31 protein-coding genes and 1 pseudogene are annotated in these 26,326 nt (G+C 43.4%); 26 read left to right on the forward strand and 6 right to left on the reverse strand.

Going from position 1 to position 26,326, the window contains the following annotated elements:
• Positions 1–149: 149 nt before the first annotated feature.
• Complete coding sequence (locus tag NQ488_04635; GenBank protein UWN96592.1) at positions 150–1,031, forward strand: formate/nitrite transporter family protein; 882 nt, start codon at positions 150–152, stop codon at positions 1,029–1,031.
• 61 nt (positions 1,032–1,092) lie between these two features.
• The gene (locus NQ488_04640; protein ID UWN96593.1) at positions 1,093–2,403 is read left to right on the forward strand and encodes a methyl-accepting chemotaxis protein; all 1,311 of its coding nucleotides are present in this window, start codon (positions 1,093–1,095) and stop codon (positions 2,401–2,403) included.
• Positions 2,404–2,557: 154 nt separating this feature from the next.
• Here NQ488_04640 and NQ488_04645 read toward each other — a convergent pair whose 3' ends face one another.
• Positions 2,558–4,036 carry a sodium-dependent transporter gene (locus NQ488_04645; protein UWN96594.1) on the reverse strand — a complete coding sequence of 493 codons (1,479 nt, stop codon included), beginning with the start codon at positions 4,034–4,036 and terminating at the stop codon, positions 2,558–2,560.
• Positions 4,037–4,038: 2 nt separating this feature from the next.
• Positions 4,039–5,508: a sodium-dependent transporter gene (locus NQ488_04650; protein UWN96595.1), complete on the reverse strand. Its 1,470-nt coding sequence runs from the start codon at positions 5,506–5,508 to the stop codon at positions 4,039–4,041.
• A gap of 380 nt (positions 5,509–5,888) precedes the next feature.
• Here NQ488_04650 and NQ488_04655 point away from each other — a divergent pair, with 380 nt between their 5' ends.
• The 9 genes and pseudogenes from NQ488_04655 (at position 5,889) to NQ488_04695 (ending at position 12,107) form a co-directional block, all read left to right on the forward strand.
• Entirely contained in the window at positions 5,889–6,332 is a 444-nt protein-coding gene (locus NQ488_04655) for an Rrf2 family transcriptional regulator (protein ID UWN96596.1), read from the forward strand.
• Positions 6,333–6,354: 22 nt separating this feature from the next.
• The gene (gene sufC, locus NQ488_04660; protein UWN96597.1) at positions 6,355–7,101 is read left to right on the forward strand and encodes a Fe-S cluster assembly ATPase SufC; all 747 of its coding nucleotides are present in this window, start codon (positions 6,355–6,357) and stop codon (positions 7,099–7,101) included.
• A 93-nt stretch (positions 7,102–7,194) separates the two neighbouring features.
• On the forward strand, positions 7,195–8,601 hold the full coding sequence (gene sufB, locus NQ488_04665) for a Fe-S cluster assembly protein SufB (protein UWN96598.1): 1,407 nt from the start codon (positions 7,195–7,197) through the stop codon (positions 8,599–8,601).
• Position 8,602: 1 nt separating this feature from the next.
• Positions 8,603–9,544: a SufD family Fe-S cluster assembly protein gene (locus NQ488_04670; protein UWN96599.1), complete on the forward strand. Its 942-nt coding sequence runs from the start codon at positions 8,603–8,605 to the stop codon at positions 9,542–9,544.
• Positions 9,534–10,757 carry a SufS family cysteine desulfurase gene (locus NQ488_04675; protein UWN96600.1) on the forward strand — a complete coding sequence of 408 codons (1,224 nt, stop codon included), beginning with the start codon at positions 9,534–9,536 and terminating at the stop codon, positions 10,755–10,757. Before NQ488_04670 ends, NQ488_04675 begins: the two co-directional genes overlap by 11 nt.
• Positions 10,747–11,172, forward strand: a complete 426-nt coding sequence (locus NQ488_04680; protein ID UWN96601.1) for an SUF system NifU family Fe-S cluster assembly protein — start codon at positions 10,747–10,749, stop codon at positions 11,170–11,172. Before NQ488_04675 ends, NQ488_04680 begins: the two co-directional genes overlap by 11 nt.
• A 122-nt stretch (positions 11,173–11,294) precedes the next feature.
• Complete coding sequence (locus tag NQ488_04685) at positions 11,295–11,447, forward strand: spore coat associated protein CotJA (protein UWN96602.1); 153 nt, start codon at positions 11,295–11,297, stop codon at positions 11,445–11,447.
• A 1-nt stretch (position 11,448) separates the two neighbouring features.
• Positions 11,449–11,910 (forward strand): spore coat protein CotJB, encoded by a 462-nt coding sequence (locus NQ488_04690; protein UWN96603.1) that lies wholly within the window; start codon positions 11,449–11,451, stop codon positions 11,908–11,910.
• 2 nt (positions 11,911–11,912) lie between these two features.
• Positions 11,913–12,107 (forward strand): annotated as a pseudogene (locus tag NQ488_04695) (manganese catalase family protein).
• 62 nt (positions 12,108–12,169) lie between these two features.
• Here the strand turns inward: NQ488_04695 and NQ488_04700 are convergent.
• The 3 genes from NQ488_04700 to NQ488_04710 form a co-directional block, all read right to left on the reverse strand.
• Entirely contained in the window at positions 12,170–13,777 is a 1,608-nt protein-coding gene (locus NQ488_04700) for a recombinase family protein (GenBank protein UWN96604.1), read from the reverse strand.
• 215 nt (positions 13,778–13,992) lie between these two features.
• Positions 13,993–15,597, reverse strand: a complete 1,605-nt coding sequence (locus tag NQ488_04705; protein ID UWN96605.1) for a GIY-YIG nuclease family protein — start codon at positions 15,595–15,597, stop codon at positions 13,993–13,995.
• Between the two features lie 190 nt (positions 15,598–15,787).
• Positions 15,788–16,423 carry a helix-turn-helix domain-containing protein gene (locus NQ488_04710; protein UWN96606.1) on the reverse strand — a complete coding sequence of 212 codons (636 nt, stop codon included), beginning with the start codon at positions 16,421–16,423 and terminating at the stop codon, positions 15,788–15,790.
• 148 nt (positions 16,424–16,571) lie between these two features.
• On the opposite strand from NQ488_04710, the gene NQ488_04715 reads away from it, so the two are divergent.
• The 4 genes from NQ488_04715 to NQ488_04730 all read left to right on the forward strand — a co-directional run bounded on the left by NQ488_04715 (position 16,572) and on the right by NQ488_04730 (position 17,500).
• Positions 16,572–16,763 (forward strand): XRE family transcriptional regulator, encoded by a 192-nt coding sequence (locus NQ488_04715; protein ID UWN97106.1) that lies wholly within the window; start codon positions 16,572–16,574, stop codon positions 16,761–16,763.
• 43 nt (positions 16,764–16,806) lie between these two features.
• The gene (locus NQ488_04720) at positions 16,807–17,001 is read left to right on the forward strand and encodes a hypothetical protein (protein ID UWN96607.1); all 195 of its coding nucleotides are present in this window, start codon (positions 16,807–16,809) and stop codon (positions 16,999–17,001) included.
• A complete protein-coding gene (locus tag NQ488_04725) occupies positions 16,988–17,278 on the forward strand; it encodes a hypothetical protein (protein UWN96608.1) in 291 nt (96 codons plus the stop codon). The genes NQ488_04720 and NQ488_04725 overlap by 14 nt, the downstream gene beginning before the upstream one ends.
• 72 nt (positions 17,279–17,350) lie before the next feature.
• The gene (locus tag NQ488_04730; protein ID UWN96609.1) at positions 17,351–17,500 is read left to right on the forward strand and encodes a hypothetical protein; all 150 of its coding nucleotides are present in this window, start codon (positions 17,351–17,353) and stop codon (positions 17,498–17,500) included.
• 183 nt (positions 17,501–17,683) lie between these two features.
• Here NQ488_04730 and NQ488_04735 read toward each other — a convergent pair whose 3' ends face one another.
• Positions 17,684–17,902 (reverse strand): hypothetical protein, encoded by a 219-nt coding sequence (locus NQ488_04735; protein ID UWN96610.1) that lies wholly within the window; start codon positions 17,900–17,902, stop codon positions 17,684–17,686.
• 256 nt (positions 17,903–18,158) lie between these two features.
• Between NQ488_04735 and NQ488_04740 the strand changes: the two genes are divergently transcribed.
• The 11 genes from NQ488_04740 to NQ488_04790 all read left to right on the forward strand — a co-directional run bounded on the left by NQ488_04740 (position 18,159) and on the right by NQ488_04790 (position 26,321).
• Complete coding sequence (locus tag NQ488_04740) at positions 18,159–18,467, forward strand: hypothetical protein (GenBank protein UWN96611.1); 309 nt, start codon at positions 18,159–18,161, stop codon at positions 18,465–18,467.
• A gap of 152 nt (positions 18,468–18,619) precedes the next feature.
• Positions 18,620–19,420, forward strand: coding sequence for a hypothetical protein (locus NQ488_04745; GenBank protein UWN96612.1), 801 nt, complete (start codon positions 18,620–18,622; stop codon positions 19,418–19,420).
• Complete coding sequence (locus tag NQ488_04750) at positions 19,395–19,850, forward strand: hypothetical protein (GenBank protein ID UWN96613.1); 456 nt, start codon at positions 19,395–19,397, stop codon at positions 19,848–19,850. Before NQ488_04745 ends, NQ488_04750 begins: the two co-directional genes overlap by 26 nt.
• Positions 19,840–20,214 carry a hypothetical protein gene (locus tag NQ488_04755; GenBank protein UWN96614.1) on the forward strand — a complete coding sequence of 125 codons (375 nt, stop codon included), beginning with the start codon at positions 19,840–19,842 and terminating at the stop codon, positions 20,212–20,214. Before NQ488_04750 ends, NQ488_04755 begins: the two co-directional genes overlap by 11 nt.
• Before the next feature lie 65 nt (positions 20,215–20,279).
• The gene (locus tag NQ488_04760; GenBank protein UWN96615.1) at positions 20,280–20,861 is read left to right on the forward strand and encodes a hypothetical protein; all 582 of its coding nucleotides are present in this window, start codon (positions 20,280–20,282) and stop codon (positions 20,859–20,861) included.
• An 11-nt stretch (positions 20,862–20,872) separates the two neighbouring features.
• A complete protein-coding gene (locus NQ488_04765; protein ID UWN96616.1) occupies positions 20,873–21,472 on the forward strand; it encodes a hypothetical protein in 600 nt (199 codons plus the stop codon).
• A gap of 9 nt (positions 21,473–21,481) precedes the next feature.
• Entirely contained in the window at positions 21,482–21,997 is a 516-nt protein-coding gene (locus tag NQ488_04770) for a hypothetical protein (protein UWN96617.1), read from the forward strand.
• Complete coding sequence (locus tag NQ488_04775; GenBank protein UWN96618.1) at positions 21,969–23,936, forward strand: PcfJ domain-containing protein; 1,968 nt, start codon at positions 21,969–21,971, stop codon at positions 23,934–23,936. The genes NQ488_04770 and NQ488_04775 overlap by 29 nt, the downstream gene beginning before the upstream one ends.
• 9 nt (positions 23,937–23,945) lie before the next feature.
• Entirely contained in the window at positions 23,946–25,232 is a 1,287-nt protein-coding gene (locus tag NQ488_04780; protein UWN96619.1) for a hypothetical protein, read from the forward strand.
• Between the two features lie 23 nt (positions 25,233–25,255).
• Entirely contained in the window at positions 25,256–25,876 is a 621-nt protein-coding gene (locus NQ488_04785) for a recombinase family protein (protein ID UWN96620.1), read from the forward strand.
• Positions 25,857–26,321, forward strand: a complete 465-nt coding sequence (locus NQ488_04790) for a helix-turn-helix domain-containing protein (protein UWN96621.1) — start codon at positions 25,857–25,859, stop codon at positions 26,319–26,321. Before NQ488_04785 ends, NQ488_04790 begins: the two co-directional genes overlap by 20 nt.
• Positions 26,322–26,326 lie beyond the last annotated feature (5 nt).

Genomic DNA, 26,326 nt, shown 5'->3' on the forward strand with positions numbered 1-26,326 from the left:
ATTATTAGAACTTAATATGTAGTATTATAAAGGCGGCATTACTCCGGCAGAATTGTTGGAGGTGCCGCTTTTTGCTTGAAAATATGGCATAATTAGGATATAATTCAACATATTAGCGGACAAATACATAAAGAAAAGGAACAGGAAAAATGGCTAACATGAATATGGATTTTCCACCACAGGTAGTGGAAGGCAACATAAGGGCAGAAGTTGACAGAGTTAATATGCCTTTTGTAAGAATGGTACTTCTTGGAATATTTGCAGGAATGTTTATTGCCGGAGGCGCTGCAGCAAGCAGTGTGGCAATGCATGCGATAAGTAACGTAGGACTGGCAAGGCTTCTGGGCGGCGTAGTATTCCCGGTAGGACTTATGATGATAGTATTTATCGGTGGAGAACTTTTTACCGGTGACTGCCTTCTGATACTTGGCTTTATTGATAAGAGATATAAGGTTACTGCAATGATAAGGGTTCTGGTTGTTGTATACATAAGCAATCTTATAGGAGCGATGGTGATAGCACTTCTTGTATCGCTCAGCGGTCAGTACAATTACACTGACGGACTTCTTGGAGCGTATACAATCAAGGTTGCGATGGGGAAGGTTAATATGTCCTTCGGGCAGGCATTCTGTTCGGGAATTATGTGCAACATATTTGTGTGTGCTGCGGTACTTATGGCAGCGGCAGCCAAGGATATCGCAGGCAAGGTATGGGCTATATTCTTTCCGATAATGGCATTTGTTGTAAGCGGATATGAGCACTGTGTAGCCAATATGTATTATATTCCGGCAGGAATATTCGCACTGGGCAATGAAAAGTATGCAGCCAGGGCAGCAGCGGAGTACGGATACACATATGAGCAGATGTCGGTTGTTGACTGGAAGCACTTCTTTATTAACAGCTCAATTCCTGTAACTCTTGGCAATATTGTCGGAGGCATGCTTTTTGTAGGAGTAATTCTTTATCTTATATATGGTAAGAATATCCGGCATGATTCAACACCGGCATCACTTAAAAAGGAAGCAAAGTAACATTAGGATTACAAAATATAATTAGAATGTGCAGATGAGAATGCACGGAATGGAGGCAGATATGAATTCTAACAAAGGATCCAGAATAGCAAAGGCAGTTGCACCGGCAATAGTTGTCCTCACAGTTATGATATTGTGGCAGGTGATTGTGTTAGAGCTTCTTGAGAAAGGAATTATTAACACACTTATTGCATTCATACTTCAGACAGTATTAATCGCAGCAGTAGCAATTCTTGTAATTCTTATGGCTAAGTCAATTGTCGACCAGATTAAGGCAGCATCTGACGGAACAGGACAGGCAGAGAACAGTAAGTTTGCACAGAAAGCAGATAAGCTTGCAAGACGTGATGACAGCCTTGGTGAATTAGTCAGGACAATAAGAAAAGCAGCATCATCATTTGCGGGGATTGTAGGAGGAATCAATGTCGCAACTAAGGAACTCGGAGAAGTTTCTGAAGAGTTCAATGCAATATTTACGGACATGCAGAATTCTCTTGGAATGACTAATGAGTCAGTCAGCCTTATTGCAAAGAATACAATAGCACAGGCTGACAAGACTAACAGGATTAAGGACAGAATTGATGAGATAAGCCGGTCAATCAGCGGAATATCGGATAATGTCAATGCACTTACCGTAAGTGCAGATAAGATGGAAGAATGCAACAGCAATGCTGAAGAGATTATTAATAAGCTTATCGAGATAAGTGTCCAGTGTAAGGAAGCAATTGAGGATGTAAGAAAGCAGGCAGATCTTACTAATCAGTCTGCACAGCAGATTCAGACGGTTACAGAGATAATAGCGGATATATCGAGCCAGACCAATCTTCTTGCACTTAATGCTTCGATTGAAGCAGCAAGAGCGGGAGAGAACGGTAAGGGCTTTGCGGTAGTTGCAGAACAGATAAGGGTTCTTGCAGACCAGTCAAGAGAGTCAACGCAGAAGATTAATACACTTGTTACTGATCTTATCGGTAATTCAGATGTCAGCGTACAGATAACGGAGAGAGTATCAGAGGCTGTTGTGGAGCAGAACAATAAGATTAAAGAGACGGAAGAGATATTCAAGACACTGAATAACGAGGTAGGACAGGTTGGCAATGCAATATCAGGAATCGGAACTGAGGTTAATGACCTTAAGAACAGCAGTGACGAGATTGGTGCGGGTATTGAGTCACTTACTGAATTTGCTGATCAGAATGCTGAGAGTGCAAAGATAACAACAGATAAGATGGAAGACCTCAAGAAGACAGTAGACGGATGCACACAGGCAACAGATAAGGTAGTAAGTGTATCTGAGCGCCTTGTAAGTTTTGTTAAGGATGCAGAGAACGCAGGTTCCAGAGTTACACAGGTAAGAAAGAATCTGAAGTAAAGCAGGAATAATAGAATAGAATATCCCCATGTGTGGTGAAGCTAAGTAGAATGTTAAGCCACACATGGGGATATTTTTTATACTAATCTCAATTCCGAAGGCACAAAGTGCCGTAAGAGCCGCGAGCCGGATGTCAGATATGGCTCTGCGAAATTTATGCCTTTTCTTTGCGGCTCTTTGAAAATGTAATGAACATTATCAATCCTACAAGAATTACAGCGAATGCCATCCATCCGATGAGAACGGGAAGAGTTCTTGATGAGAATGTATCGTAGTAACCTTTGAGATAGATAAATATGATTATTGCCGGCAGTATGTAGCTCATGTAAGTACGAAGTGCAGAGGCACCTGAAAGCTTAAGTCCTTTACCGGTATCGGCCTCACTGATGAAGCTGTTCCAGCCCCATCCATTGCTGCGTGTACAGAAGAGCACGAATACGAGGCTTCCGAGAGGAAGAAGATTATATGAAACAAGAAAATCTTCAAGGTCCATTAATGTTGAACCGTCTCCAAGCGGCTGAAATCCTGATAATATGTTAAAGCCGAGTACAGCAGGCATTGAGAGTATTATTATAAGTACAATATTGAAACAGACTGCTTTGCGGCGTTCCCATCCACCCATATCAATGAAGAAGGATATAATATTTTCAAATACAGCGATAATTGTTGATAATGCTGCAAATGACATAAATATGAAGAAAGAACAGCCCCATATATTACCGCCTGCCATATTGTCGAATACGTTAGGCAGTGTAATAAATAGAAGAGACGGACCGGCACCCGGCTGTACACCATAGGCAAAGCATGCCGGAATAATTATAAAGCCTGCCATAAGTGCAACAAATGTATCGAGCAGAACGATATTTATTGATTCACCAAGCAGTGTGCGTTCCTTATTGAGGTAGCTTCCGAATATTGCCATGGCACCGATACCGATACTAAGTGTAAAGAATGCATGTGACATTGCGGCAAATACAACATTGCCGATGCCGGCTTCCTTTACAAGCTGGAAATCAGGTACGAGATAGAACTTAACGCCCGCACCTGCGCCCGGAAGCACAAGTGAATGAATGGCAAGGATAAGCATGAGCACCATGAGAATCGTCATCATTACCTTTGTAATCTTTTCAACACCCTTCTGGAGACCGAGGGCACATACACCAAATGAAAGAAGTACTGTAATTATCATCCAGAATGTCATCTCACCCGGAGATGCAAGCATTGCTGAAAATGTATCTGCAACTGCTGAAGGAGTGACATTGGTAAGCTGTCCGGAAGCTGTCTTGAATACATAACCTATCATCCATCCGCCGACCATTGTGTAGAACATCATAAGCAGATAACAGCCGAGTATGCTGATCCACTTAAGCCAGTGCCAGCGTGAACCTTTTGCTTCAAGTATGTCAAATGCAACAGCCATGCCGTGACCGCTTCCGCGTCCTACCGCAAATTCACATATTATAATCGGGAGACCGAGTATAGCAAGAAATACAAGATAAATGGCGATAAATGCCGCACCCCCGTATTGTCCGCAGATATACGGGAACTTCCACACATTGCCAAGACCGATGGCGCATCCTGCTGATACGAGGATGAAACCAAGTCTTGAACTGAAATTTTCTCTTGATGTCATAATTAATTTCCTTTCCTGATTTTTGCAAATGCTGTATAGATTATTATTCCGACAAGCAGGAGTGCAAATATCATCCAGCCTGTAAGTACTGCCGTACCCTGTCCGGCAAATGTATCATAGTAGCCCTTTAGGTAGATGACTACGATAATAAGCGGAAGTATGTAAGTCATGTAAAATCTTATCCATACAGGAAATTTCATTCCGAGTCCTGTGTTAGCTTCGGTAATAAAGCTGTTCCAGCCCCACCCGTTGTTATGTGTACAGAACAGCACGCTCATGAGGCTTCCGAGAGGAAGGAGATTGTACGATACAAGGAAATCTTCAAGATCCATTATCGTAGAGTTGGCTCCAATCGGCTGAATCCCTGACAGGACATTATAACCGAGTACTGCCGGAATTGATAATATTATTATAAGTATAATATTGAACTTAACGGCCTGTGAACGTGTCCATCCGCCAAGATCTATATAGAATGATATTATACTTTCAAATACTGCAATTATCGTTGAAAGTGCAGCAAATGACATAAATATAAAGAAAGCACATCCCCAGATTCTGCCTCCTGCCATGTGATTGAACACATTAGGCAGTGTAATGAACAGGAGTGACGGACCGGCATCAGGCTGTACACCGTATGCAAAGCATGCCGGAATAATGATAAAGCCTGCTGTAAGAGCAACAAATGTGTCAAGAAGCACAACATTTATTGATTCACTTAACAGACTGCGCTCTTTGTTAAGGTAGCTTCCGAATATCTCCATTGAACCGATACCTACGCTGAGTGTGAAGAATGCGTGTGACATTGCCGCAAATACAACATTGCCGATTCCGTAATCTTTCATATTATTAAAATCAGGAACAAGATAGAATCTTACACCCTCTGACGCACCCGGAAGCACAAGGGAGTGCAGCGCAAGTACTATCATAATAACAATAAGAATCATCATCATCACTTTTGTGATTTTCTCTACTCCGTTCTGAAGACCAAGCGCACATATTCCAAATGAAATAACAACGGCTGCAATCATCCATCCGGTCATCTGTACAGGTGACTGGAGCATGTCTGAGAAGGAACCGGCAATCTGTACCGTGTCAAGTCCGACAATCTGACCGGAAACATATTTCCACATATAGCACAGCATCCATCCGCCGACAAGTGTGTAGAACATCATAAGAAGATATGAACCTGCCATGCAGCCCCACTTAAGGCGGTGCCAGCGTGTCCCTTTCTTCTCGAGAGTATCAAGTGCGACGGCCATGCTTCCGCGGCTTGCGCGGCCTATGGTAAATTCGCACACTAAGATAGGAAGTCCCAGGATGGCAAGAAATACCAGATAGATAACTATAAATGCGGCACCCCCGTATTGGCCACAGATATAGGGAAACTTCCATACGTTTCCAAGACCTATGGCGCATCCGGCGGATACAAGGATGAAGCCAAGTCTTGATGCAAAGGTTTCTCTTTGTTTCATTGTTTTCCTCTTTCTAATACATTATTTACCCCTGACTATCGCAAACGATAGACAGCAATAATTAATGATACCATAAATTAAGAATTATTGGAAGATGAGAAAAGAGTGTGGATATTTAAGGTAAATAATAAAATAATATTAAAATAGCTGTGACACCTAATCAAACAAAGGATGTCATGGCTATTTTATTGTAATAATATGTACGGGTATATAAATGATATAATCAATATAATCATATGAAAAAATATATATAATTAATTATCTGGTTGAGAAAAATTGTACAGAAATAAATACATGCTATTCACCTATTGACATAGTAGGTAAATAGGCGATACAATTCATATACGCAATAAATACCGCAAATGCGATTGGAGTAGAGTATGATGATATCGACTAAGGGCAGATATGCCCTGAGGGTTATGACTGATCTGGCGCAGCATGGAACGGGAGATTTTATTCCGTTGAAGGAAATATCGGCCAGACAGGGTATCTCCTTAAAATATCTGGAAAGTATAATGACTATACTGTCCAAGGGACATATGGTCAGGAGTGCAAGTGGCAAAGGTGGCGGTTACTGCCTGATAAAGTCACCGGAGGAATACAGGGTCGGAGATATACTCAGGCTGACTGAGGGCGACCTTGCACCGGTTGCATGTCTTGCTCCTGATACGAAGAAGTGCGACCTTACGAATGAGTGTTATACACTGCCGTTCTGGAAGGGACTTGGAGATGCGATTAATGAGTATCTTGACGGACATACGCTCGCAGATCTGGTGTCAGGCAGCAGTATGCAGCATTGTACTGCATCACACGACAATAATTAATAATATATAGCAGGAGGATTATATGGCTGGCAAATCATTATTAGAGGTAAAGAATTTACACGTTAACATCGAAGATAAAGAGATTCTTCATGGTGTTAACCTTACTATAGGTGAAGATGAGACGCATGTACTTATGGGGCCTAACGGAACCGGTAAGTCAACTCTCGGATATGCGGTTACGGGCAATCCAAGATATTCAATATCAGAAGGACAGATAATATTCAATGGCGAGGACATTACCAATATGCCTGTCAATGAGAGAGCTAAGAAGGGCATATTCCTTTCATTTCAGAATCCGCTGGAAGTACCCGGAGTTACACTGAGTGCATTTATCAGAAGCGCACTTGAGCAGAAGACAGGCAAGAGAGTACGCCTCTGGGATTATAAGAAGAAGCTTGCACAGACAATGGAACTTCTTTCAATGGATGAATCTTATGCAGAGAGAGATCTTAATGTCGGATTCTCAGGCGGTGAGAAGAAGAAGGCTGAGATTCTTCAGATGCTTATGCTTGAACCGTCACTTGCAATCCTTGATGAGACAGATTCAGGTCTTGATGTTGACGCTGTTCGCACAGTATCAAAGGGCATAAGTATTTACAAGGAGCAATGCAGGGGAAGCCTCCTCATTATAACACACAGTACACGAATCCTTGAGTCACTTCATGTTGATGTAACACATGTAATGGAAGAAGGAAAGATTGCAAGAGAAGGCGATGCATCACTCGTTGATGAGATTAATGAAAATGGATTTGAAGATATAAAGGCGTAAATAATATATAGAATATATAGTTGGGGCTTTTGCCCGGCATTATCTGATCTGATTATTGCAGATTATTATAATACGCTGGATTGGAGTATTGGAATGAAAGAAAAGAGTCATGTAGATGATATAGACAGAAGTGTCTATGATATCAGGGATAAAGAGCATGATGCTTATAGAATCGAAGCAGGACTTACACCTGAGATAGTTGATAAGATATCAAAAGAGAAGAATGACCCGGAATGGATGCATGAGTTCAGACTGAAGTCACTCGAGATATATAATGGCATGAAGATACCTGACTGGGGTCCTTCAATTGAAGGTCTTGATATGGAGCATATTGCAACGTATGTAAGACCTAACACAAAGATGCAGGGTGACTGGAAAGATGTGCCACAGGATATTAAGGATACATTTGAAAGACTTGGTATTCCGCAGGCTGAGAGGAAGTCACTTGCAGGTGTCGGTGCACAGTATGATTCAGAGCTTGTATACCACAATGTAAAGGATGAGGTTGCAGCACAGGGCGTAATCTATACTGATATGGAGAGCGCGCTTAAGGGTGAATATGCCGATATGGTACATGAGTACTTTATGAAGCTTGTAACACCCAGAGACCATAAGTTCGCGGCACTTCACGGAGCTGTGTGGTCTGGCGGCTCATTTGTATATGTACCGAAGGGCGTTGATGTTTCAATACCTCTTCAGTCATATTTCAGACTTAATGCCAAGGGTGCAGGACAGTTTGAGCATACACTTATAATTGTTGATGAAGGAGCAAGCCTTCACTTTATCGAGGGATGTTCAGCACCTAAGTATAATGTTGCCAACCTGCATGCGGGATGCGTTGAGCTTTTTGTTAAAAAGGATGCAAAGCTCAGATACTCGACAATTGAGAACTGGTCTAAGAATATGTACAACCTTAATACAAAGCGTGCACTTGTAGAAGAGGGCGGTACGATTGAATGGGTGTCAGGCTCATTTGGTTCACATGTAAGTTATCTCTATCCTATGAGTATTCTCAAGGGAAGGGGTTCTAAGATGGAGTTCACCGGTGTAACATTCGCCGGTGAAGGACAGAACCTTGATACGGGTGCCAAGGTAATCCATGCGGCACCGGATACAAGTTCATATATGAATACACGTTCAATAAGCAAGAGCGGTGGAATAAGTACATTCCGAAGCAGTGTTGTTGTGCAGAAGAATGCATCTAATGCAAAGTCTGCGGTATCATGCCAGTCACTTATGCTTGATTCAGAGTCAAGGTCTGATACAATTCCGGCTATGGACATCCGTACTAAGGACGCAGCGGTCGGACATGAAGCCAAGATTGGAAGTATAAGTGATGATGCGGTGTTCTATCTTATGTCAAGAGGCATGAGTGAAGAGGATGCAAGAGCACTTATCGTAAGTGGATTCGCTGACAATGTTTCTAAGGAGCTGCCACTTGAGTATGCCGTTGAGATGAATAATCTTATACGTCTTGAGATGAAAGGAAGTATTGGCTGATATGACAAACAATGAAAATATAATTATCAACAGACTGCCTGCCAAGACATGGTACTGGCTTGATGTTAACGAAACAAAGCTTCCATGGGACAGAAGCAATACAGTTGAACTTGAATCACAGACGGTAACGGCAGCAAAGGCAGAGAAGCATGCGCCTGTGAGGATTCATGTTAATACAGTTGACGAATACAGTAATAAAAATATAAGGCTGGAAGCCATGACAGGCGGAGAGCTTACGGTATTCATGAATTATGGCACAAGGTATAATCTTGCGGTCCATACAGAGATTATTGCACATGAGAATTCGGTTGTGCGTCTTGTACAGACACAGCATACCGAAGAGAATGCCGTATTATATAACGAGATAAAGGGTGAATGTGCAAAAGGCGCTAGAGTTGAGCTTATTCAGGTATTCCTTGGCAAGGGCGATGTATACTCAGACAGCCGCTTTGAACTTTCAGGTGAGAAGAGCAGCCTGAAGGCTGATATAGGATATATAGGACAGCATGAGCAGAAAATAGACATCAATGTTGTTGCTAATCATACAGGCAGAGAGACGGAGAGTGAGATTAATGCCGGCGGAGCGCTTAAGGACGCATCTAAGAAGGTATTCAGAGGCACGATTGACTTTAAGAGGGGTGCCGTTAATGCTGTAGGCAATGAGCAGGAGACAGTGCTTATGCTTGGTGATGATGTGCAGAATAAGACGATTCCGCTTATACTGTGTGCTGAGGAAAATGTTGTAGGTAATCACGGAGCTACAATCGGTGAGCTTGATGATGATACGCTGTTTTACTTTGAAAGCAGGGGAATTGACAGGGAGCATGCAGAGAATATCATGGCAAGAGCTTCAATCGACAGGCTTTCAAGAATGACGGAGGATGAAGAAACACAGAATATCATAAGTGACGGTCTTAAGGAGGTGCTTGGATATGACGAATAATTCATATGATTATCGTCAGGACTTTCCGCTTCTTATGCAGGACAGGACAATATATATTGATAATGCGGCAACATCGCAGCGTCCGCAGTCCGTTATAGATGCGGAGATGGATTTTTACAGAAATCATAATGCCAATCCACTGCGCGGTTCATATCCGCTCAGCGTGGAGGCAACTGATATATATGAGAATGCAAGAGTTACTGTTAAGAATTTTATAAATGCATCCTCAACAGAAGAGATTATATTTACACGCAATACAACAGAAGGACTCAACCTTGTAGCATACAGCTATGGTCTTACTAATATCAGCGCCGGCGATGAGATAGTTGTCTCAATAATGGAGCATCACAGCAACCTTCTCCCATGGCAGATGGTATCAAGACAGACCGGTGCCGCTCTTAAGTTTATTGAGTGCGAGCAGGATGGAAGCGTTGATCTTGATAAGGTGGCCGCACTTATAACGGATAAGACAAAGCTTGTTGCAATGACACATGTATCTAATGTGCTCGGACGTGAGAATCCGATAGCAGAGGTGGCTGCACTTGCACATGCTAAGGGTGCGGTTATGGTAGTTGACGGAGCTCAGAGTACACCGCATATGGCAATTGATGTCAGGGCACTTGGGGCAGATTTCTTTGCATTCTCAGGTCACAAGCTTATGGGGCCTATGGGAATTGGTGTCCTATACGGACGCAGGGAACTGCTTGATAAGATGCCTCCGTTCTTATCAGGCGGAGAGATGATTGACTCAGTTACAAGAGACGGTGCCAAGTTTGCCGAGCTTCCGCATAAGTTTGAAGCCGGTACTGTCAATGCAGCAGGTGCAGCAGGGCTTGATGCTGCAATTAAGTATATTCAGTCGGTAGGATTTGATTATATGCAGGAGAGAGAACTTGCTGTTACCCGGCGTGCTCTTGAAGGAATGAAGAATATTCCGCATGTTCATATATTTGGTTCGGATAGGGCGGAAGAGCACACAGGCATTATTACATTTGCAATTGATAATGTACATCCGCATGATGTAAGTGAGGTGCTTATTGCCGACGGTATAGCAGTACGTGCCGGACATCACTGCGCACAGCCGCTGCTTGCATATCTTGGCGTTAATTCAACAACAAGAGCAAGCTTTATGTTCTATAATACTGAGGAAGAGGCTGATGCATTTGTTAAGAGTGTTGCAAGCGTAAGGGAGAGAATGGGATATGGAGAATAGAAGTTTTTATAACGAGATACTGACGGAGCACAACATACGTCCTGAATTCAAGCATGACCTTCCTGATGCGGATATCGTACTTGAAGGAGTTAATCCAAGCTGCGGAGATGATATATGGCTTAAGCTTAAGGTTGATGGTGATGTTATAACTGACGGAGCCTTTGTAGGCGACGGATGTGCAATATCACAGGCTTCTGCAGATATCATGCTTGGAATGGTTATCGGCAGGAAGAAGGAAGAGGCTCTTAAGATGGGCGAGATATTCATGAAGATGATAAAGGGCGAGGCAACAGAGGAGGAGATTGACAGCCTTGAAGAAGCTTCTGCACTTAAGGATATAGCTCATATGCCTGCCCGTGTAAAATGCGCAGTGCTCGGATGGAGAACTCTCAAGGAGGCAATTCAGGAGAACTGATATTATTCAGGGGAAAAATGATTACAGAATAAGAAGCCCATATATATCAGACTACATTTAAATACGAACAATTTCCACAAATCTCCATAGAATAGTATAGAAAACAATATGGAGATTTTTTTATGGAAAGACAACAGATTCCACCATCAGCTCCGCTTGCTATGGCATATGTGCCGTGGCAGGAATGGAACAGCCTGTTTGCTCTTGATGAAGCACTTCGCTGCGGTACGTTATTTAAAACTCTGTACAAACCATTTATGGGAGGTGGCAGGTAATATGATGAATTCTAATATGAACCGCCGCAACGTGCAGTACAGACAGGACCGCCAGCCGATGCCGCAGCCGGCAGTACAGCCACAGTGCCAGCCTTCATGCCAGACATGTCCGGGAACATGTAATGATGGCAGCATGATGACGGGGAATAATGGTAATCCCCAGATGATGCCTGCCGGCGGACCGGGACCTGAGAGAAGGCCGATGCCGGTACCTGACCACCAGACACTTATGAATGAGATATATCAGCTTGGCTTTGCAATTGTTGAGACAGTGCTTTATCTCGATACGCACCCGTCTGACGCTGATGCCCTTAACTATTATAATCAGATAAAGAGACGCTACAGCCATGTCATGGAGATGTATTCAAGAGAATACGGACCGCTTCTTAATACAAATGTTATGAATGACAACTACTGGAGCTGGGTGGCAACACCTATGCCTTGGGAAGTGGAGGGCTGTTAGATATGTGGAATTATGAAAAAAGACTTGAATACCCTGTAAATATCAAGAATCCTGACCCGGCGATGGCAGCTATGGTAATAAGCCAGTACGGCGGCCCTGACGGTGAACTTGGAGCATCAATGCGATATCTGTCACAGAGATACACAATGCCATACAGGGAAGTGGCGGGAATATTGACTGATATAGGCACGGAAGAACCGGCGCCACAATGATAACTGTGGCTCTGCTGCTGGGATTGAAGGCCTTTTTTTACCTGATTTCAGAATCTGAACTTAATCTCAAGCCTGAACGGAGGAGAATACCATCCACCTCTTTTAGCCATATCTCTATAATTTATACCATAATCTGAACAATTATCCGCCGTCAGCCTTACGGCACCAGGACGGGTATATATCATGTCATTTATTATCGCCTTAAGATACTGATTCTTAATCTCAGCACTTGCGGCAGGATTCTGCAATGCATTAAGTGCGTCACCAAACTTCGCTATACGCTCCCGGTAGTCAACCGGATCCGGCGAATCCTTTCTTGCCTGCTTAAGAGCACGCTCAACCTCTGCTTTATCTTCTTTGACATGCTTGTTGAGCTTATCGAATATAGCCCGCGGCATACCTTCCATTGAGTATACTTCCCATTGCTTTACTTCCTTGGCTTCAAGCGCTGTAAGCCGCGCCTCAAGGTCCGTGACAAGCGCTCTGTGTATATCCACTTCGTTAGCATTATCATGCTTAACCTTAATCTTAAAATCATCTATGTAAGCAGTAAGCACCTTACAGATATAATCAATCAGCTCTTCATAGCCAATGCTTCCGCTCTTACAATGCCGCTGGTCATCACATGACAGACGCAGGCTGCCGCGCCCATCATGCCGCAGGCTCATGCTGTAGCCGCAGGAGCAGTGCAGGATGGATGCAAACACGTTGGACACCCTGGTATCGGGGCGGCACCGGTGGGAACGTCCCTGTCTGGCAAGTGCGGCGTGGAACAGCTCTTCACTTATGATAGCTTCATGGCGTCCATCGAATATAAGCATGTTCTCATTCCAGGGGCGTGTCTTATAGACCTCCTGATTATCAACAACAGTTATTGTCTTGCGCCGGTTCCATACAACCTTGCCAATGTAATGATAGTTGCGGAGAATATCCTTAATAACGGCAGGGTTCCAATGAGCATTGTGCAGCGGATGTATCCCAAGGCTGTCAAGGTGGTTGGCAATACGCTGTGCGCCCCAGTCTTTGTTGACATACAGCTCATATATAAGGCGCACTACGTCAGCCTGCTCCTTATTGACTGCAAGGGTAGGGCAGTTCTTCTTGCCAATGCGGATTACAGCCCTGTCATATCCGTATGGAGGCTTTGAGCCGAGATAGTTACCCTCCTGAACAGACTGCAGGCGCCCACGCGCCTGTATCTTCTTAAAGTATTCAAGGTATTCGTTGCCACGCTTAAGCTCACGTTCAAATATATCACGGTCCCACTCATCCCTTAAGTCATATGTCTTCATGGGAGTTATTACCTGCGTATTAGTGTATCTTAAGAGCTTCATAAGCCTTCCGGCATCTTCAAGGTCACCACGGCTCAGACGCTGCACATCAACAACAAGAACGGCACGTATATCCGGTGATTCAATGGCACGGAGCAGACGGAGCATCTCTGGGCGGCCGTCTATAGTCTCGGAGGATGCCACTTCCCTGTACACGTTGCAATCAGGTACCGGAGCACCGAAGTGATTAACTGCAAAGTCACGCAGCATGTGCTCATGCTTCTCAAGCACCTCTTCAATTGTCATGTTAGGGTCATCAGAACGGGACTTACGAAGATACTGTATAACCTCTTCCGGCCTGAATGAGATATCATAACTGTTCATATTGCATCCTCCTTCTTAAAAGTATGAAAAAAGGGTATAAAAAATACGCCTACTTGCAAGCCGGGCGCATTATATGATACAATATGCAATGTGTTTGGGTATTGTATCAGGCTCCGGCTTGGTAGATATCGGTAAAGCTCTTGTGTTGGTAGCACAGGGGCTTTTATTATATTACCCTATTTGCTAATGTTCTACATATGAAAAAGCAACAGTTACTATTCTTCATCATCTTCATCATCAATAGAATATGAATTAGTATAATTCGAGTCAGATGAAAGTGATTGATGGTATTCACCGGCAATCATTGTTTTATTAAATTCTGCTGTTGGCTCTATTTCCTCAACTATTTTTTCAAGTTCATCTATAGATATCTTGAAAAATTCTTTGCGCATATTAACTTTATTTACACGTCTGTCATTAAGAATTTCATGCATTTTATTTTCAAGAGCAACAGCATCTTGAGAAAATATAAAGCTGTGTACATCGAATTTGAATGGAACACTCGCATTTCCTAGTTCATTGATTCTATCCTGAGGCTCAAGTCTACGTGTCATACCCACTTTAAAGATATCTTCACCAAAGGAACCTAAGTTACTGATTATATAAACAGTACCAGCCTTACCATTTTGCAGATTAGTAATTTCATGTTTTTTTACAACAACTTCGCCTAATTGTAATTGTAGTTCAAGAATCCTTGCTTTAAGTTTATCAATTTCGGATGAATCGGTTGCAGAAGATATAGTATCTTGTAATTTACTGATTTCGGTGTTGAACTTTTGTTCCTCTCGTAAAATACGTTTTTTCTCTTGTTCGAGGGCTTTGCGTTCTTCGACTTCTTGGCGCATTTGTTCTTTAAGAGCCATTTGCTCTTGTTTAGCTTGTTCACGTTTAACATAGTAATTGTATTCTATTTTAACTGCATTAATAAAAAGATATTCGATTTCTCCTATGAACTTTGTAAGCGTTCCGGCAATAGTTTGATTGCCTTCACCAGCAATTTTGAGATATTTTGCAGAGATATTTTTTACATGTTCAATTGATGTATCAAGTTTTTCATATTTTAATGCATATAAAACATTCTGTAATTCCGCTCTTAATGCTATAACCATTAAGTCATAAATTGATTTATTAGCTTTAGTAGTGTATCTATTTGAATATTGCTGCAGAAGATTGTCTATAAGTTTTTCGTTATCCTTATAAGCTTTTCTTAAACTCTTTACATCCATACAATGTAACTTAAGTGTTACTGATGGGGAAATTTCTTCAATATCTTCTAAATCTTTGGCGCTTAATAAGCAATTATTATAAGGAATTTGCAATGCTAAAAAGTTATCAAATGCATATGAACAACTTTTGTACAGTTCGTTGCAACGTGATATTTTATGTTGCTGAGAAGCAACAGACCTTTTTAGTTTGTCATCTTGTTGTTGCAGTTCACTTATTTCCGTCCTTAATTTATCGATTAAGACATTATTGCTTTGTATTTCATTATTAAGCAAAGCAAGATTTGCATTTGCATTACTTTCTGCAGATGCAATTTTTACAGCGGATTCTTGCTCCATTTGCTCAATCATTCTCTTTGTTTCTATATATTCAGTTGTACCAATTTCATCACAAGTTCTTCTCATTTCAGAATTTTCTTGTAACAATTGATTATTCTGAATAAGTGTCTGAGTAAATAGTTTTTGTTGTTGCTTATCATTTACAGCCTTTATGATAAGAAGAATAATACCTATAATAGGCGGAATGATAAGAAACCAAAATGCACATAAAAGTGCAATAAACCAAGTGCTTAAGTACCATTTGTTTTTTGTGTTCATAAGATTCTCCCTTTATTCTTTATGTGCTAAGGTTTCAATTAATTCGACGGATATTTTTTTATCAAAATCACCATTAATTATATACAGGAAATTGCACCGGTTTAACCCCAAACAATTCTCCCATAGCTTTCTGTGTAAGCCAGAATGACTCATCGTAGTATGCACATTTATACCTCATAAATAACGAATATCAGAACTTCCCTCTCAGCTCAACAACCTTACCGATAATTCTGACGGGCTTTGTCTGCACGTCCATATCAGAGAAGAACATAGGCTTGTATGAAGGATTGTTTGATATAAGCTCAATGCCGTCCTTGTATTTTCTCAGGCGCTTGCAGGTGGCATCATCACCATTCACCATAGCAATAATAACATCGCCATTCTCGGCTTCATCCTGTTTGCGGACAATTACGACATCACCGTCCATAATACGAGGCTCCATTGAGTTGCCTTTTATCTTAAGAGCAAAGAAGTCGCCTGTTTTAGCCATCTCTTCAGGAATCTCTTCGGTGTCTATAATATCGGTTGTAGCCTCTATTGGTATGCCGGCTGCTACGCGGCCAAGGACGTTGATTACAACTCCTTTGTGGCCTTGCGGCGTATGTTCAGTTTGTGAATTATGTTCATCCCATCCCATTAGTTCACCGGGTGATACTTTTAATGCTTTAGCAAATTCTCTGATTTTTGATTCTGAAATATCTACCTCGCCTTTTTCAATTTTAGCAATAGAAGACCTGTCTCGATATCCAGTAAGTTCGGCTAACGTATCTTGAGACATTTTAAGCTCAATACGTCGTTCCCTGATGTTTTTATATAAGTTGAGCATAAGCAGAACTCCTTCCATCTGATTGTAAGTACATAATAGCATGATGTGTAAAATAATTCAACAAAATTATTAAAAAGTGTTGACAGAAATTCACAGCGGTGATATAGTGAATTTAGTTCACGGAAGGGAGGTTATAATTTTGGCAAATGTGGAACTGTTAAAAAAGAAAATGGAAGAATCTGGAATGACTGTATCGGCCATAGCTGACAAGTCCGGAATCCTAAGAGAAACGTTGTACAATAGAATGAAAACTGGCAACTTTTATGCATCAGAAATTGTCTCGCTCACAAGAGTATTACGACTCACACGAAAAGAAAGAGACGAAATTTTTTTACCATAATACGTGAATTAAATTCACACAAAGCAGAAAGGAGGGTGAAAGGATGCAGAAAAGAACAGAAAAAGTAGCTTTTAAGGATGAAAGCAAGAGGGTAAAGAAGATATACCGGAAGCCGGCAATTATCAGAATGCCAGCCTCCGGAAAAGTAGATGCAGACAGAGTGGTTGAAAATCTTACTCATCAAATTCAAGAACATCTGTCAGAACTGAATGAAGGAATAAGCCATGACAATGAATAAAAAGGAATTTTTCAAAACCGAATTCGGAGCAGAACTTGAATGCACAGTGAAAGCCCTGAATATTGCACTTGAAGAAAGAGCAAAGTGTGGAAACCATAATTTCCAGGAAATAAGGAAAGCGAGCAAAGCAATAAATGAGCTAATGGCCAGGCTGGATGTTTATAAGCAGGGGCTCAGAACATTCTACGGATTGGATTTGCATTTCACCCGCACAGATGAATATTTTGGGCTATGCACAGAAGATGAAAGCTATTACCTGATGAAAGAAAAATATTAAGGTGAAGGTAAGGCGAGTAACACAGACACGCTGTACCGCATAGGATACAGCAGAACATGAAAGGAGAACGGCATGGAGAGAGTAATAGAACTTGAAGGTTGTACTGTAGTGCTGAACACTCCGGATATATCAGATGAGGAGAGAGCTAAACGCCGCAAGGCATTTGAGGAGGCAACAGCGAGATTCCTTATCAGGGTCGAAGAGGAGATGAGCAGGAAATGATAGAAATTCACGAAGGCACTGCTGAAAGACTAAAAGTCAGAAGCAGAGAACAGAGCGGCGATTTGACATTAAGGATTGAAACTGAGGCAGAGAATCAGGTGAACGCCCGCAGACTTTTAAGAAAGATAAGTGCGGCAATCCATAAGGAGGAACGCCGCACTAGAACGAGAATTTGTTATGAAATCAGTTGTCAGTTTTATCGATAATGGAGTAATTAGGTGGAAGCTCTACAGAATCGACAAAATCTTCACTACCTTCAAGTGAATCTACGATGTAATTGAGCACTAAAGATTCATCAGAATCTTCATCAGCTTCAATCAGGCTCAAATCAACGTATTCATAGCCATCGTGTTGGCTGCTTTGGAGAGTAGAAAGAAGATCAGAGATTTTATAAATAGCCATTTGAATGCATCCTTTCGTTTATATTTCAGCACGGAGGCTGATAAGGCGATTATAGGACGAGCAGGAGAAAAAGACAACAGAAAAGGCTTTTGAATCTGAAAATATTGAAAGGAGAGAAGAGAGATGGATACTAATTTAATCTATGGTGGCGCGGCCACGCTGGAGGACCTGTACAGGCTCAATGAGCTTGGATTTGAGTTTGTTATTGAGGATGGCAGGATAGTTGATGTCCTGCATGGATAAAAGGAGGCAGACAGTGTTAACAAGTGAGCAGATAGTGGACAGGCTCCGGGGACTCCCGGACGTTTTTGAGCAGGCAATGAAGGATAAACAGTATTACAAGGCGAAGTACTGTTATAACACGGCAGTGATAGTTGCAAGCTTCATTGAACTTGACAATACGGTCAGGGAAGAACTGTTCGGAGTGCATGGAGATGTGAATAAAGAGGTAAAGGAAGGCAGATTTGTTGATAAATGGGTCTGTAAAGCGTATGAGGAGTGCATAAAGCGCGACATGACGCATGAACACAGCATGCCTGTAAGAGTTGAATTTAAAAAGAGCTGATGCATTCGGCAAAACGCATCAGCCCAAGTGTTCCGCAATGGAAACCACAATACATCCAAAGTATACCATTGCGGAGCTGCAAAGTCAATAAACATGGGGCCGGGCGGCTCATTTTTATAACTATATAAGTATATTAAAGTTAGGACAACGGCATGGCATACAGACAGTACGAATGGATTTTTGACAACAGCATAGAGACAGATATTGTGTATGCCGGCAACTATGGTGCAAAGGGTGAGAAGAGAGCACCACGCAGGAAGGCAACACCGGAGCAGGTGAAGAGGCAGAACCAGAGAAACAAAGAGATACGGATGAGGAGGCTCATCAAGGCAAACTTCAGGGAAGGTGACCTGTGGGTCACACTCAAATATCCGGCAGGAACACGTAAGGAAGTAAAAGATGTACAGGCTGACCTTACAAGATTCCTGCGGAAGCTCCGTGACCGGTATAAAAAGCTCAATGTTCCGCTGAAGTTCATATACCGAATTGAACTTGGAACACAGGGAGGCATCCACACACATCTTCTGACCAACCGTGTACCGGATGCTGACAGGATTATACAGAGGCTATGGATCCATGGCAGGGTGAACTGGACAAGCACATATGAGTGCGGCGGGTTCAAAAGCCTTGCGGAGTACATAGTAAAGGAACCGGAAGAGATAGAGGGGCAGATGTCGCTCTTCGATGAGTCTGACAGGGGGAAGCTGATTAAGTACAGCTCATCACGCAATCTTGTCCGCCCGGAGCCGGTGAAGAAAGAATACTCACGCCGTACTGTCCGGAAGATACTGCGTGACGGTCCGAAGCCGCATCCGGGGTTTTACATTGAAAAGAATTCCATATGTATCGGTGTTAATCCATACACCGGCTACAGTTACATACACTACACGGAGATACGAATAAAACGAAAGCAGAAAGGAGGCAGTGATGCAGCATGTGAATATCTATGTTGAGAGCACATGGCGGGGACCACGTCATGCATCAGGCGTCTATGAATTTATCATGGAAGTACATATGCAGCCGGGACAGGATCCTGTGACACTCACGAAGCATACAGAACTTGATGACAGCACGGAGAACACATCATACGTGCAGGCAGCGGCGGAGGCTGTAAACCGCTTAAAGTCTAAATGCGAGGTCACTTTTTACACGCCGAACAGGTTCTTCAACATGGCGGTCAATGAATACCTTCCACGCTGGAAGAATAACGGCTATCTGTCAGCACGCGGGGACCTGATAGCAAATGCGGCCGAATGGCAGGCAATAGCACAGAAGACGGCAGCAGTCCGGGCAGAAGACCAGCACCACACATACCAGCAGTGCATGAGGGATGACATACGCAGGCTGCATCTGAAAATCAATGAAAAGCATCATGCAGAATAAGGCGGACGGCTGCTGTTACCTGTGTGCAAGGCTGCATGGCATATATGACCGGCAGGACAACCTGCAGGAGCATCATGTCATCTTTGGCAGGGCAAACAGGAGGCTGTCGGAAAAGTACGGCCTTAAGGTGTATCTGTGCCTGCATCACCACACAGAAGGACCGGAAGCGGTACACCATAACGCACAACTCCGGCAGCAGTTGGAGGAGGATGCACAGAGGGCATTCTTAAGGACGCATACAATGGCGGAATGGATGTCGATATTTGGCCGCAATTTCATCATGTCCGACAGCCCGCCGCATTTAGACTTTAAGCCAAAAAGTGAGGATTTGGGAATAACATTTTTTGAAGAGGACAGGGAGTGATGCATGTGTACGTCAGAGCCCCGCCGGAAAAAAGAATTAATATCATACAAAACAGGAGGTACAGGATGTTTTATTACAAAATTACAGATACGTCAGACGGTTCAGAACAGTTTCTGAAGCCGTCAGAGGCAAGAAGATTCTTAAGCCTTGAGGACGATGCCCTTAAGGCATATGCAGACATGGGGGCAAAGTTTGGCAGGTTTGTCATAAATAAGCTCACCGCTGAGCAGGCACTGTATGAAAAAGAAGAATTAAGGTTAAAGAGGCAGAAGACTGCAGAGGCAGACAGTCGCAGAGAGTACATAGCAGAGCATGGGGCAAGCATATGGTGCGGATATCTTCTGTTCGCGGCGAAGTTCCTACACAGGACTTCGGCAGCAGTCAGCATTGATATCAATATCAGGACATTCCGCAATGCAGACATATCAGGAATAACAATGCCATGTGTAACAGTATACGCCAGTCCGTCAGATTATCCCGGCTGGTATGTAGCAAGGCTGTTCGACCATGGACATCCGCTTAATGTCCATATACGCCGCAGAACAGTTGAGGAAATACGTGCGGACATAATCCGGAGATTCCCGGGAATGATTCCGTTTGCACCGGGAGCAGATGACGAACCCTGCATTGTGGAAATATGGTTATAGAGGAGGCAGTTATGTTTATCAATAATACAGAATTTAAGAGAACACTTAATAATTCATACAAAGCCGAGGGCATTAAGATAGCAAGAGCCTACTCAGAGGCAGCATCTGCCGGAATGCTTATGCTTGCCGGGGCTGACTGGATCATAAACATGAATGAGGCATATATCCCAAACAAAACAAAGGGTATCCTGTTTGAGATACTCGGTGGTCTCCCGCTTGACGGACAGTGCCTTGCCATGCGTGCCGGCAGGGAGATGCAACAGATAACAACGCCTGCGTGGATGGACCTGTACGGGATGCAGAACAGGTACACACAGAAGTACGGGACAACGAAGATGTCATATGGAATCAACGGCATGCTCCAACAGCCGGACAGCGGAAAGATATATCTTGTAAATGGCAGCAGGCTCAACCTGATAGGCCGCAGGGAGCTTAACCTTGACATTGAGACATCACCGGAAGGGCCATACGCAATGAATGAGGTTGACGGTTACACGGGATTCCTGTGGTACAACAACATCTGTGCAGTATCCGTGCAGAACATACGCATTGATAATCCTGATGTGCAGATGGTTGTTGAGGCACTTGAGAAAGTAGAGCTTGCGGGATAGGAGGCAGTTATGTTCGATAAATATGGGGAATTTGATTCGGCAGAAGAGCTAAATGCTGCGGCAGCAGGACAGAAGGCGGAAGGTGACACGGGAGCACTTAAGGAGCTGGCAGAAGAGAACGGCATCGATGAGGATGATGTACAGGACTACATGGACGGCGTTACAGACAGCCTGTGCACACCACTGACCGCGGCATACGGAAAGCTTGCAGTTGAGACGGCAGTGCTCAGACCTGTCGAGATTGTTGAAGACTGGGTAAGCTACATCCGTGTACAGTGCATGGACAACCCGGATATGGCAGCAGCAGTCCGGAGAAAGGACAGGCACTTAAAAGACTGCATAGCAAAGATACTTACATGGTCATTTAAGAATGCATATGAGGTTGACGAAGACATTGTCGAGGCAGCAGGCATCACTGCCAGTGTGAAGATGGGCATTCCCGGAATGGCAAGGGTGAAAAAGATCATATGTGACTATTATCTTGGAGGCGGTAAAAGTGAAAAAGAAGTCGGTACTCGCAATTGAACCTGTAAAGCCGAAGATACAGGAAAAAGACATGCTTACCGTACAGGAAGCAACAATAAAGGATGAAAAACACCTTATCATAGATTTGTTTGAGAACGGGGAAGCAGCATACAGGATTGCGCTGGCAGCAGATGATTACGCACATTACAGCTACGGCACCGGGATATGGGATGCGAAGACAGGCTGGAATAATCCATACAACACGGCAATATCAATGGCACACATATCACCAGCACATGAAAGGCTGCTGAAAAGGTGGACTAAGAAACAAAAAAGATATGCGGATGGAGATATTGCGGATGAAATATTCAGGTATGAATATGATATCAGCGGACGCCGGGACATGGCAAAGCAGAAAAAGGAGCAGGAGGAAATGGAGAAGCTTCTTGCAGAGATACCGGACGATATACCGCAGGCATTCCGGTCACGCATCATGAACAATATAGACGTATGCAACGTGATAGCGTACAAGCGTCACGGAAGCTGCGCAGATTACCGGTGCCTACAGTGCGGTGGACAGTCATCACGTAACCTGCGTGTGCGTGATCCACTTACCGGAATATCAGAGCTGCAGAATGTTCCAAGGGATGGAGAGGCATATATATGCCCTGTGTGCAAAAAAGCAGGGCGCCTGCGTCCGATAGGGTATATGAATCAGTGCACGGCATATGGACAGGAATTTGATTCTGTACTGTACCAGACATCAGGGGAAAAGCTTGTAATAAGAATCTTCAGGACAATAGTGACAAGGCGCATTACAGACAGCATGAGCATAGACACATATGAGCGCGGACGAATTATTTTAACCAGAAAAGGCGACAGGCAGTATATACAAACCTACTCTGGCAGCTGGATTAAGGCAAAGAATGTGGCAATCAATGCTCTTGCTGTTGAGTATGGCAGGGAGAAAGCAGTTGCGGACAGCATGTTCAGGTACTGCCCTGAAAATATGTACAGGCTGCTTAACTGTGACAGCAGTAAAAATAAGAACATGGCAGTCATCCAGGCACTTGTGACATATGCAAACTGTCCACAGACAGAGGCACTGTACAAGGTCGGGCTAAAAGGCATATGCCGCCGTCTCATGTATGTACAGGGACACACAAGAAAAATTGACAGGAGTGCAACAGAGGCTGCAAAGATACTGAAGCTGTCAAAGGAAGATTTCAGATATCTTGTTGAAAAAGCTGAAAAAGGCCACGATGAATCCATGACTCTGAAAATGATCAGATATGCAGTCTCAAGGGATATCAGCCGCAGGCATTATGACCGGCTGCAGGCGATATACGAAACTGCAAGAGGTGATGAAAAGGAGTGTGACATGCTGCTCGGTTATCAGAGCATTGACAAATTATACAATGCAGTCAGCAGGTATAAGGAGGAATATCGAGGTAAGTTCAGGGAAGCACTGAGAGAGTATGCGGATTACCTGCATGAAAGGCAGGCAGCAGGCGATGACATGACCAATGAGATATATCTGAGACCGCGGAGACTGCATGAAACGTATACACGGCTCAGGATTGAAAATGAGCATAAAAAGGACGAGATGTATGTGGAACGGATGAAAAGCATATATCCAAAAATCCCGGAAGCATGCATGAAAATCAGTAAAAGATACACATGGCAGCAGGGCGGGCTTATGATACGGCCCGCGGCTGATGCCGGTGAGATAGTCATGGAAGGACGCATCCTGCATCACTGCGTGGGGAGTGAATACCAGAGCTACATGAAGAACTACAACAATAACAAAGGGTACATTCTTTTTGTCCGAAGGGTGGAGGCTCCTGATGTGCCATATGTCACGGTAGAGATTGCAGGAGACAGGATACGGCAGTGGTACGGGATACACGACACACAACCTGACAGGGAAGAGATTGAAGGCTTCCTTGAAGGCTTTGTAAAGCATCTTAACCCAAAGAAAGTAAAAGCATCAGCATAGGAGGCAGGCATGGAAGAACTTAAAAAGACATTTGCAGGATATGAAGAGTTCAAGCAGACACTTGACACGGAGCTTACGAGGACAACGGAAGGCTTTGTAAGAATCGGATTTCTGCTAAAGACTGCAAGGGACAATCCGGCCATACTTGCAGGTTCGGGATATGCCAATATTAATGACATGGCAGCAGCCGAATATAACATAGATAAGACGATGGTAAGCAGGTTCATAAGCATCAATGACAGATTCTCGGAAGGCGGCAATTCGGACCGCCTTCAGGATAAATACGGAGGCTATGGATATGCCAAGCTTGCTATAATGCTGCAGCTCCCGGATGGGATTAATGATGAGATATCACCGGAATATTCCAAGAGTGAGATAAACACGATTAAGAAAGAATATGACGCGGAACAGCAGGTAACCCCGCTTGAAGTGCTGGCAGAGCCCAAAGATGCGACAGCCGACACACTTACACAGACAGAGCAGGTATTCTATGTGGTGATGCATAACGAACCGGAACTGTACAGACAGTTATGGGAAAGCATAACGGAATGGAAGAAATATCTGGACATACTTGCACCGGCAGGCGAGGCGGTATACATAGCAAGAGTATCAGGTGCCGGCAAGTTCATGGTGTCGGTAAAAGCTGACGGGATTACAGTGGTAAACATGAGAGACGCCTCAGACCGGGAGCAGATGTCTGGAGAAGGGTTCATACAGCTGTGTGGGAAGCTTTTTGCACATGATGAGCCAACAGTGGAAAGCAAATGGAAGGCACTGTTCAGGGAGGACATGCCGGAAACTGCCAAAGTTGCACCGGTGCAACAGGATAAAAAAGCACAGGCTAAGAAGCAACCGAAGGTTACCGTGACAAGACAGGACGTCAAGCCGAAAAAAAGCCCGGAAAAAGAGCCGGATAATCCGGTTAAACATGAAGAAGAACAGCTCAGGGGACAGATGAATGTGGGAGATTATCGGGGGGTGGTTCCTGAAAACAATAAGAATGACACAGATGCGGCTGATACTGTGCCGGACGAACAGCAAAAGAAACAGTGTATCCCTTACAGACCGATTAGAGAAGCATGGCATTCAGCAAAAGACAGCGTCCCGGACGATGACAGATACATACTGATATCGGTTGCAAGCAGGGCCGTGCCTGTAATCGGCATATATGACACGCAGGAGGCATCATTCTTCTTTCAGGATGATACAAAGATACATTATGCGGAGGCATGGATGGAGCTGCCAGAGCCGTATGAAAAAGAGGGAGGCGGCACCATAGCAGGAGCCGCCATGTAAGAAGTCAGAAAGTGAGGGATAGTATGGAATACGGCTATGTAAGAGTTTCTTCAAAAGAACAGAATGAAGCCAGACAGCTTGACGCTCTCTGCAAGCAAGGAATAGAAGATTGTAACATCTTTATAGACAAGCAATCTGGTAAAGATTTTAACAGACCAAAATATAAAACCTTATACCGAAAGCTGAAAAAAGGGGATGTACTGTATATAAAAAGTATCGACCGGATGGGAAGAAACTATGATGAGATAATTCAGGAATGGCGCAGAATTACACGTTTCCGCGAAGCGGATATTGTAGTGCTTGACATGCCATTACTTGATACGAGACGTGGAAAAGACCTCATGGGTACATTTTTAAGTGACATAGTATTACAGGTACTTTCTTTCGTAGCAGAAAATGAGCGCACAAATATAAAACAAAGGCAAGCAGAAGGAATTACCGCTGCAAAAGCAAGAGGCGTGAGATTTGGCAGACCGCCATTACCAATTCCAGATAACTTTTATCAGATGCGAGAGGATTGGAGAACAGGGAAAATTGCAATAGAAGAAGCTGCAAAGGCTTGCAATATGTGTCCTAAGACGTTTTACAGCAAAGCAGTGAAATACGAAAGGAGAGGTAAAGAAAATGGCAAAGAAAGAAGTTGACGGAGTAGTAGTAGAAGCAAAAAGCATATTGACAGCGTTGAGAATAATCAAGACAGTGTGCGGCGACAACATCCAATGTGAAACTTTTATATCACGATTAGAAGAAATGAGAAAAGAAAAAGGCTTCACCCAGCGAGAGCTGGCTAGTAAGGTCGGTGTTAACGAAGTATCTATGTCTAGGTACATCAAAGGTGAGCGAGTACCTACAGTCACGACAATAGTTAGCATAGCACAGGTACTGGGTGCAAGCGTTGACTATTTGGTTGGAACATCAAACGTAAAAAAGAGACAAAACAATGCTGACAGGATAAGGAATATGTCGGATGAAGAGCTGGCGCAGTTTCTTTGCAAAGTAAAATCAGATTATCAGTGGATGGAGCATGAATTTCCGAGTGAAGAAGAACATAGTGAGTGGGAAGAATGGCTTCAATCAGAAGCAGAATAGGAGAA

The sequence above is a fragment of the [Bacteroides] pectinophilus genome (assembly GCA_025146925.1).
Taxonomy (GTDB): Bacteria; Bacillota; Clostridia; order Lachnospirales; family Lachnospiraceae; genus Bacteroides_F; species Bacteroides_F pectinophilus.

Bases quoted from the DNA above. Each gene is read 5' to 3' on its own strand.
- NQ488_04635 (UWN96592.1), top strand. From the start codon at position 150: ATGGCTAACATGAATATGGATTTTCCACCACAGGTAGTGGAAGGCAAC.
- NQ488_04640 (UWN96593.1), top strand. From the start codon at position 1,093: ATGAATTCTAACAAAGGATCCAGAATAGCAAAGGCAGTTGCACCGGCA.
- NQ488_04645 (UWN96594.1), bottom strand. From the start codon at position 4,036: ATGACATCAAGAGAAAATTTCAGTTCAAGACTTGGTTTCATCCTCGTA.
- NQ488_04650 (UWN96595.1), bottom strand. From the start codon at position 5,508: ATGAAACAAAGAGAAACCTTTGCATCAAGACTTGGCTTCATCCTTGTA.
- NQ488_04655 (UWN96596.1), top strand. From the start codon at position 5,889: ATGATGATATCGACTAAGGGCAGATATGCCCTGAGGGTTATGACTGAT.
- sufC (UWN96597.1), top strand. From the start codon at position 6,355: ATGGCTGGCAAATCATTATTAGAGGTAAAGAATTTACACGTTAACATC.
- sufB (UWN96598.1), top strand. From the start codon at position 7,195: ATGAAAGAAAAGAGTCATGTAGATGATATAGACAGAAGTGTCTATGAT.
- NQ488_04670 (UWN96599.1), top strand. From the start codon at position 8,603: ATGACAAACAATGAAAATATAATTATCAACAGACTGCCTGCCAAGACA.
- NQ488_04675 (UWN96600.1), top strand. From the start codon at position 9,534: ATGACGAATAATTCATATGATTATCGTCAGGACTTTCCGCTTCTTATG.
- NQ488_04680 (UWN96601.1), top strand. From the start codon at position 10,747: ATGGAGAATAGAAGTTTTTATAACGAGATACTGACGGAGCACAACATA.
- NQ488_04685 (UWN96602.1), top strand. From the start codon at position 11,295: ATGGAAAGACAACAGATTCCACCATCAGCTCCGCTTGCTATGGCATAT.
- NQ488_04690 (UWN96603.1), top strand. From the start codon at position 11,449: ATGATGAATTCTAATATGAACCGCCGCAACGTGCAGTACAGACAGGAC.
- NQ488_04700 (UWN96604.1), bottom strand. From the start codon at position 13,777: ATGAACAGTTATGATATCTCATTCAGGCCGGAAGAGGTTATACAGTAT.
- NQ488_04705 (UWN96605.1), bottom strand. From the start codon at position 15,597: ATGAACACAAAAAACAAATGGTACTTAAGCACTTGGTTTATTGCACTT.
- NQ488_04710 (UWN96606.1), bottom strand. From the start codon at position 16,423: ATGCTCAACTTATATAAAAACATCAGGGAACGACGTATTGAGCTTAAA.
- NQ488_04720 (UWN96607.1), top strand. From the start codon at position 16,807: ATGCAGAAAAGAACAGAAAAAGTAGCTTTTAAGGATGAAAGCAAGAGG.
- NQ488_04725 (UWN96608.1), top strand. From the start codon at position 16,988: ATGACAATGAATAAAAAGGAATTTTTCAAAACCGAATTCGGAGCAGAA.
- NQ488_04730 (UWN96609.1), top strand. From the start codon at position 17,351: ATGGAGAGAGTAATAGAACTTGAAGGTTGTACTGTAGTGCTGAACACT.
- NQ488_04735 (UWN96610.1), bottom strand. From the start codon at position 17,902: ATGGCTATTTATAAAATCTCTGATCTTCTTTCTACTCTCCAAAGCAGC.
- NQ488_04745 (UWN96612.1), top strand. From the start codon at position 18,620: ATGGCATACAGACAGTACGAATGGATTTTTGACAACAGCATAGAGACA.
- NQ488_04750 (UWN96613.1), top strand. From the start codon at position 19,395: ATGCAGCATGTGAATATCTATGTTGAGAGCACATGGCGGGGACCACGT.
- NQ488_04755 (UWN96614.1), top strand. From the start codon at position 19,840: ATGCAGAATAAGGCGGACGGCTGCTGTTACCTGTGTGCAAGGCTGCAT.
- NQ488_04760 (UWN96615.1), top strand. From the start codon at position 20,280: ATGTTTTATTACAAAATTACAGATACGTCAGACGGTTCAGAACAGTTT.
- NQ488_04765 (UWN96616.1), top strand. From the start codon at position 20,873: ATGTTTATCAATAATACAGAATTTAAGAGAACACTTAATAATTCATAC.
- NQ488_04770 (UWN96617.1), top strand. From the start codon at position 21,482: ATGTTCGATAAATATGGGGAATTTGATTCGGCAGAAGAGCTAAATGCT.
- NQ488_04780 (UWN96619.1), top strand. From the start codon at position 23,946: ATGGAAGAACTTAAAAAGACATTTGCAGGATATGAAGAGTTCAAGCAG.
- NQ488_04785 (UWN96620.1), top strand. From the start codon at position 25,256: ATGGAATACGGCTATGTAAGAGTTTCTTCAAAAGAACAGAATGAAGCC.
- NQ488_04790 (UWN96621.1), top strand. From the start codon at position 25,857: ATGGCAAAGAAAGAAGTTGACGGAGTAGTAGTAGAAGCAAAAAGCATA.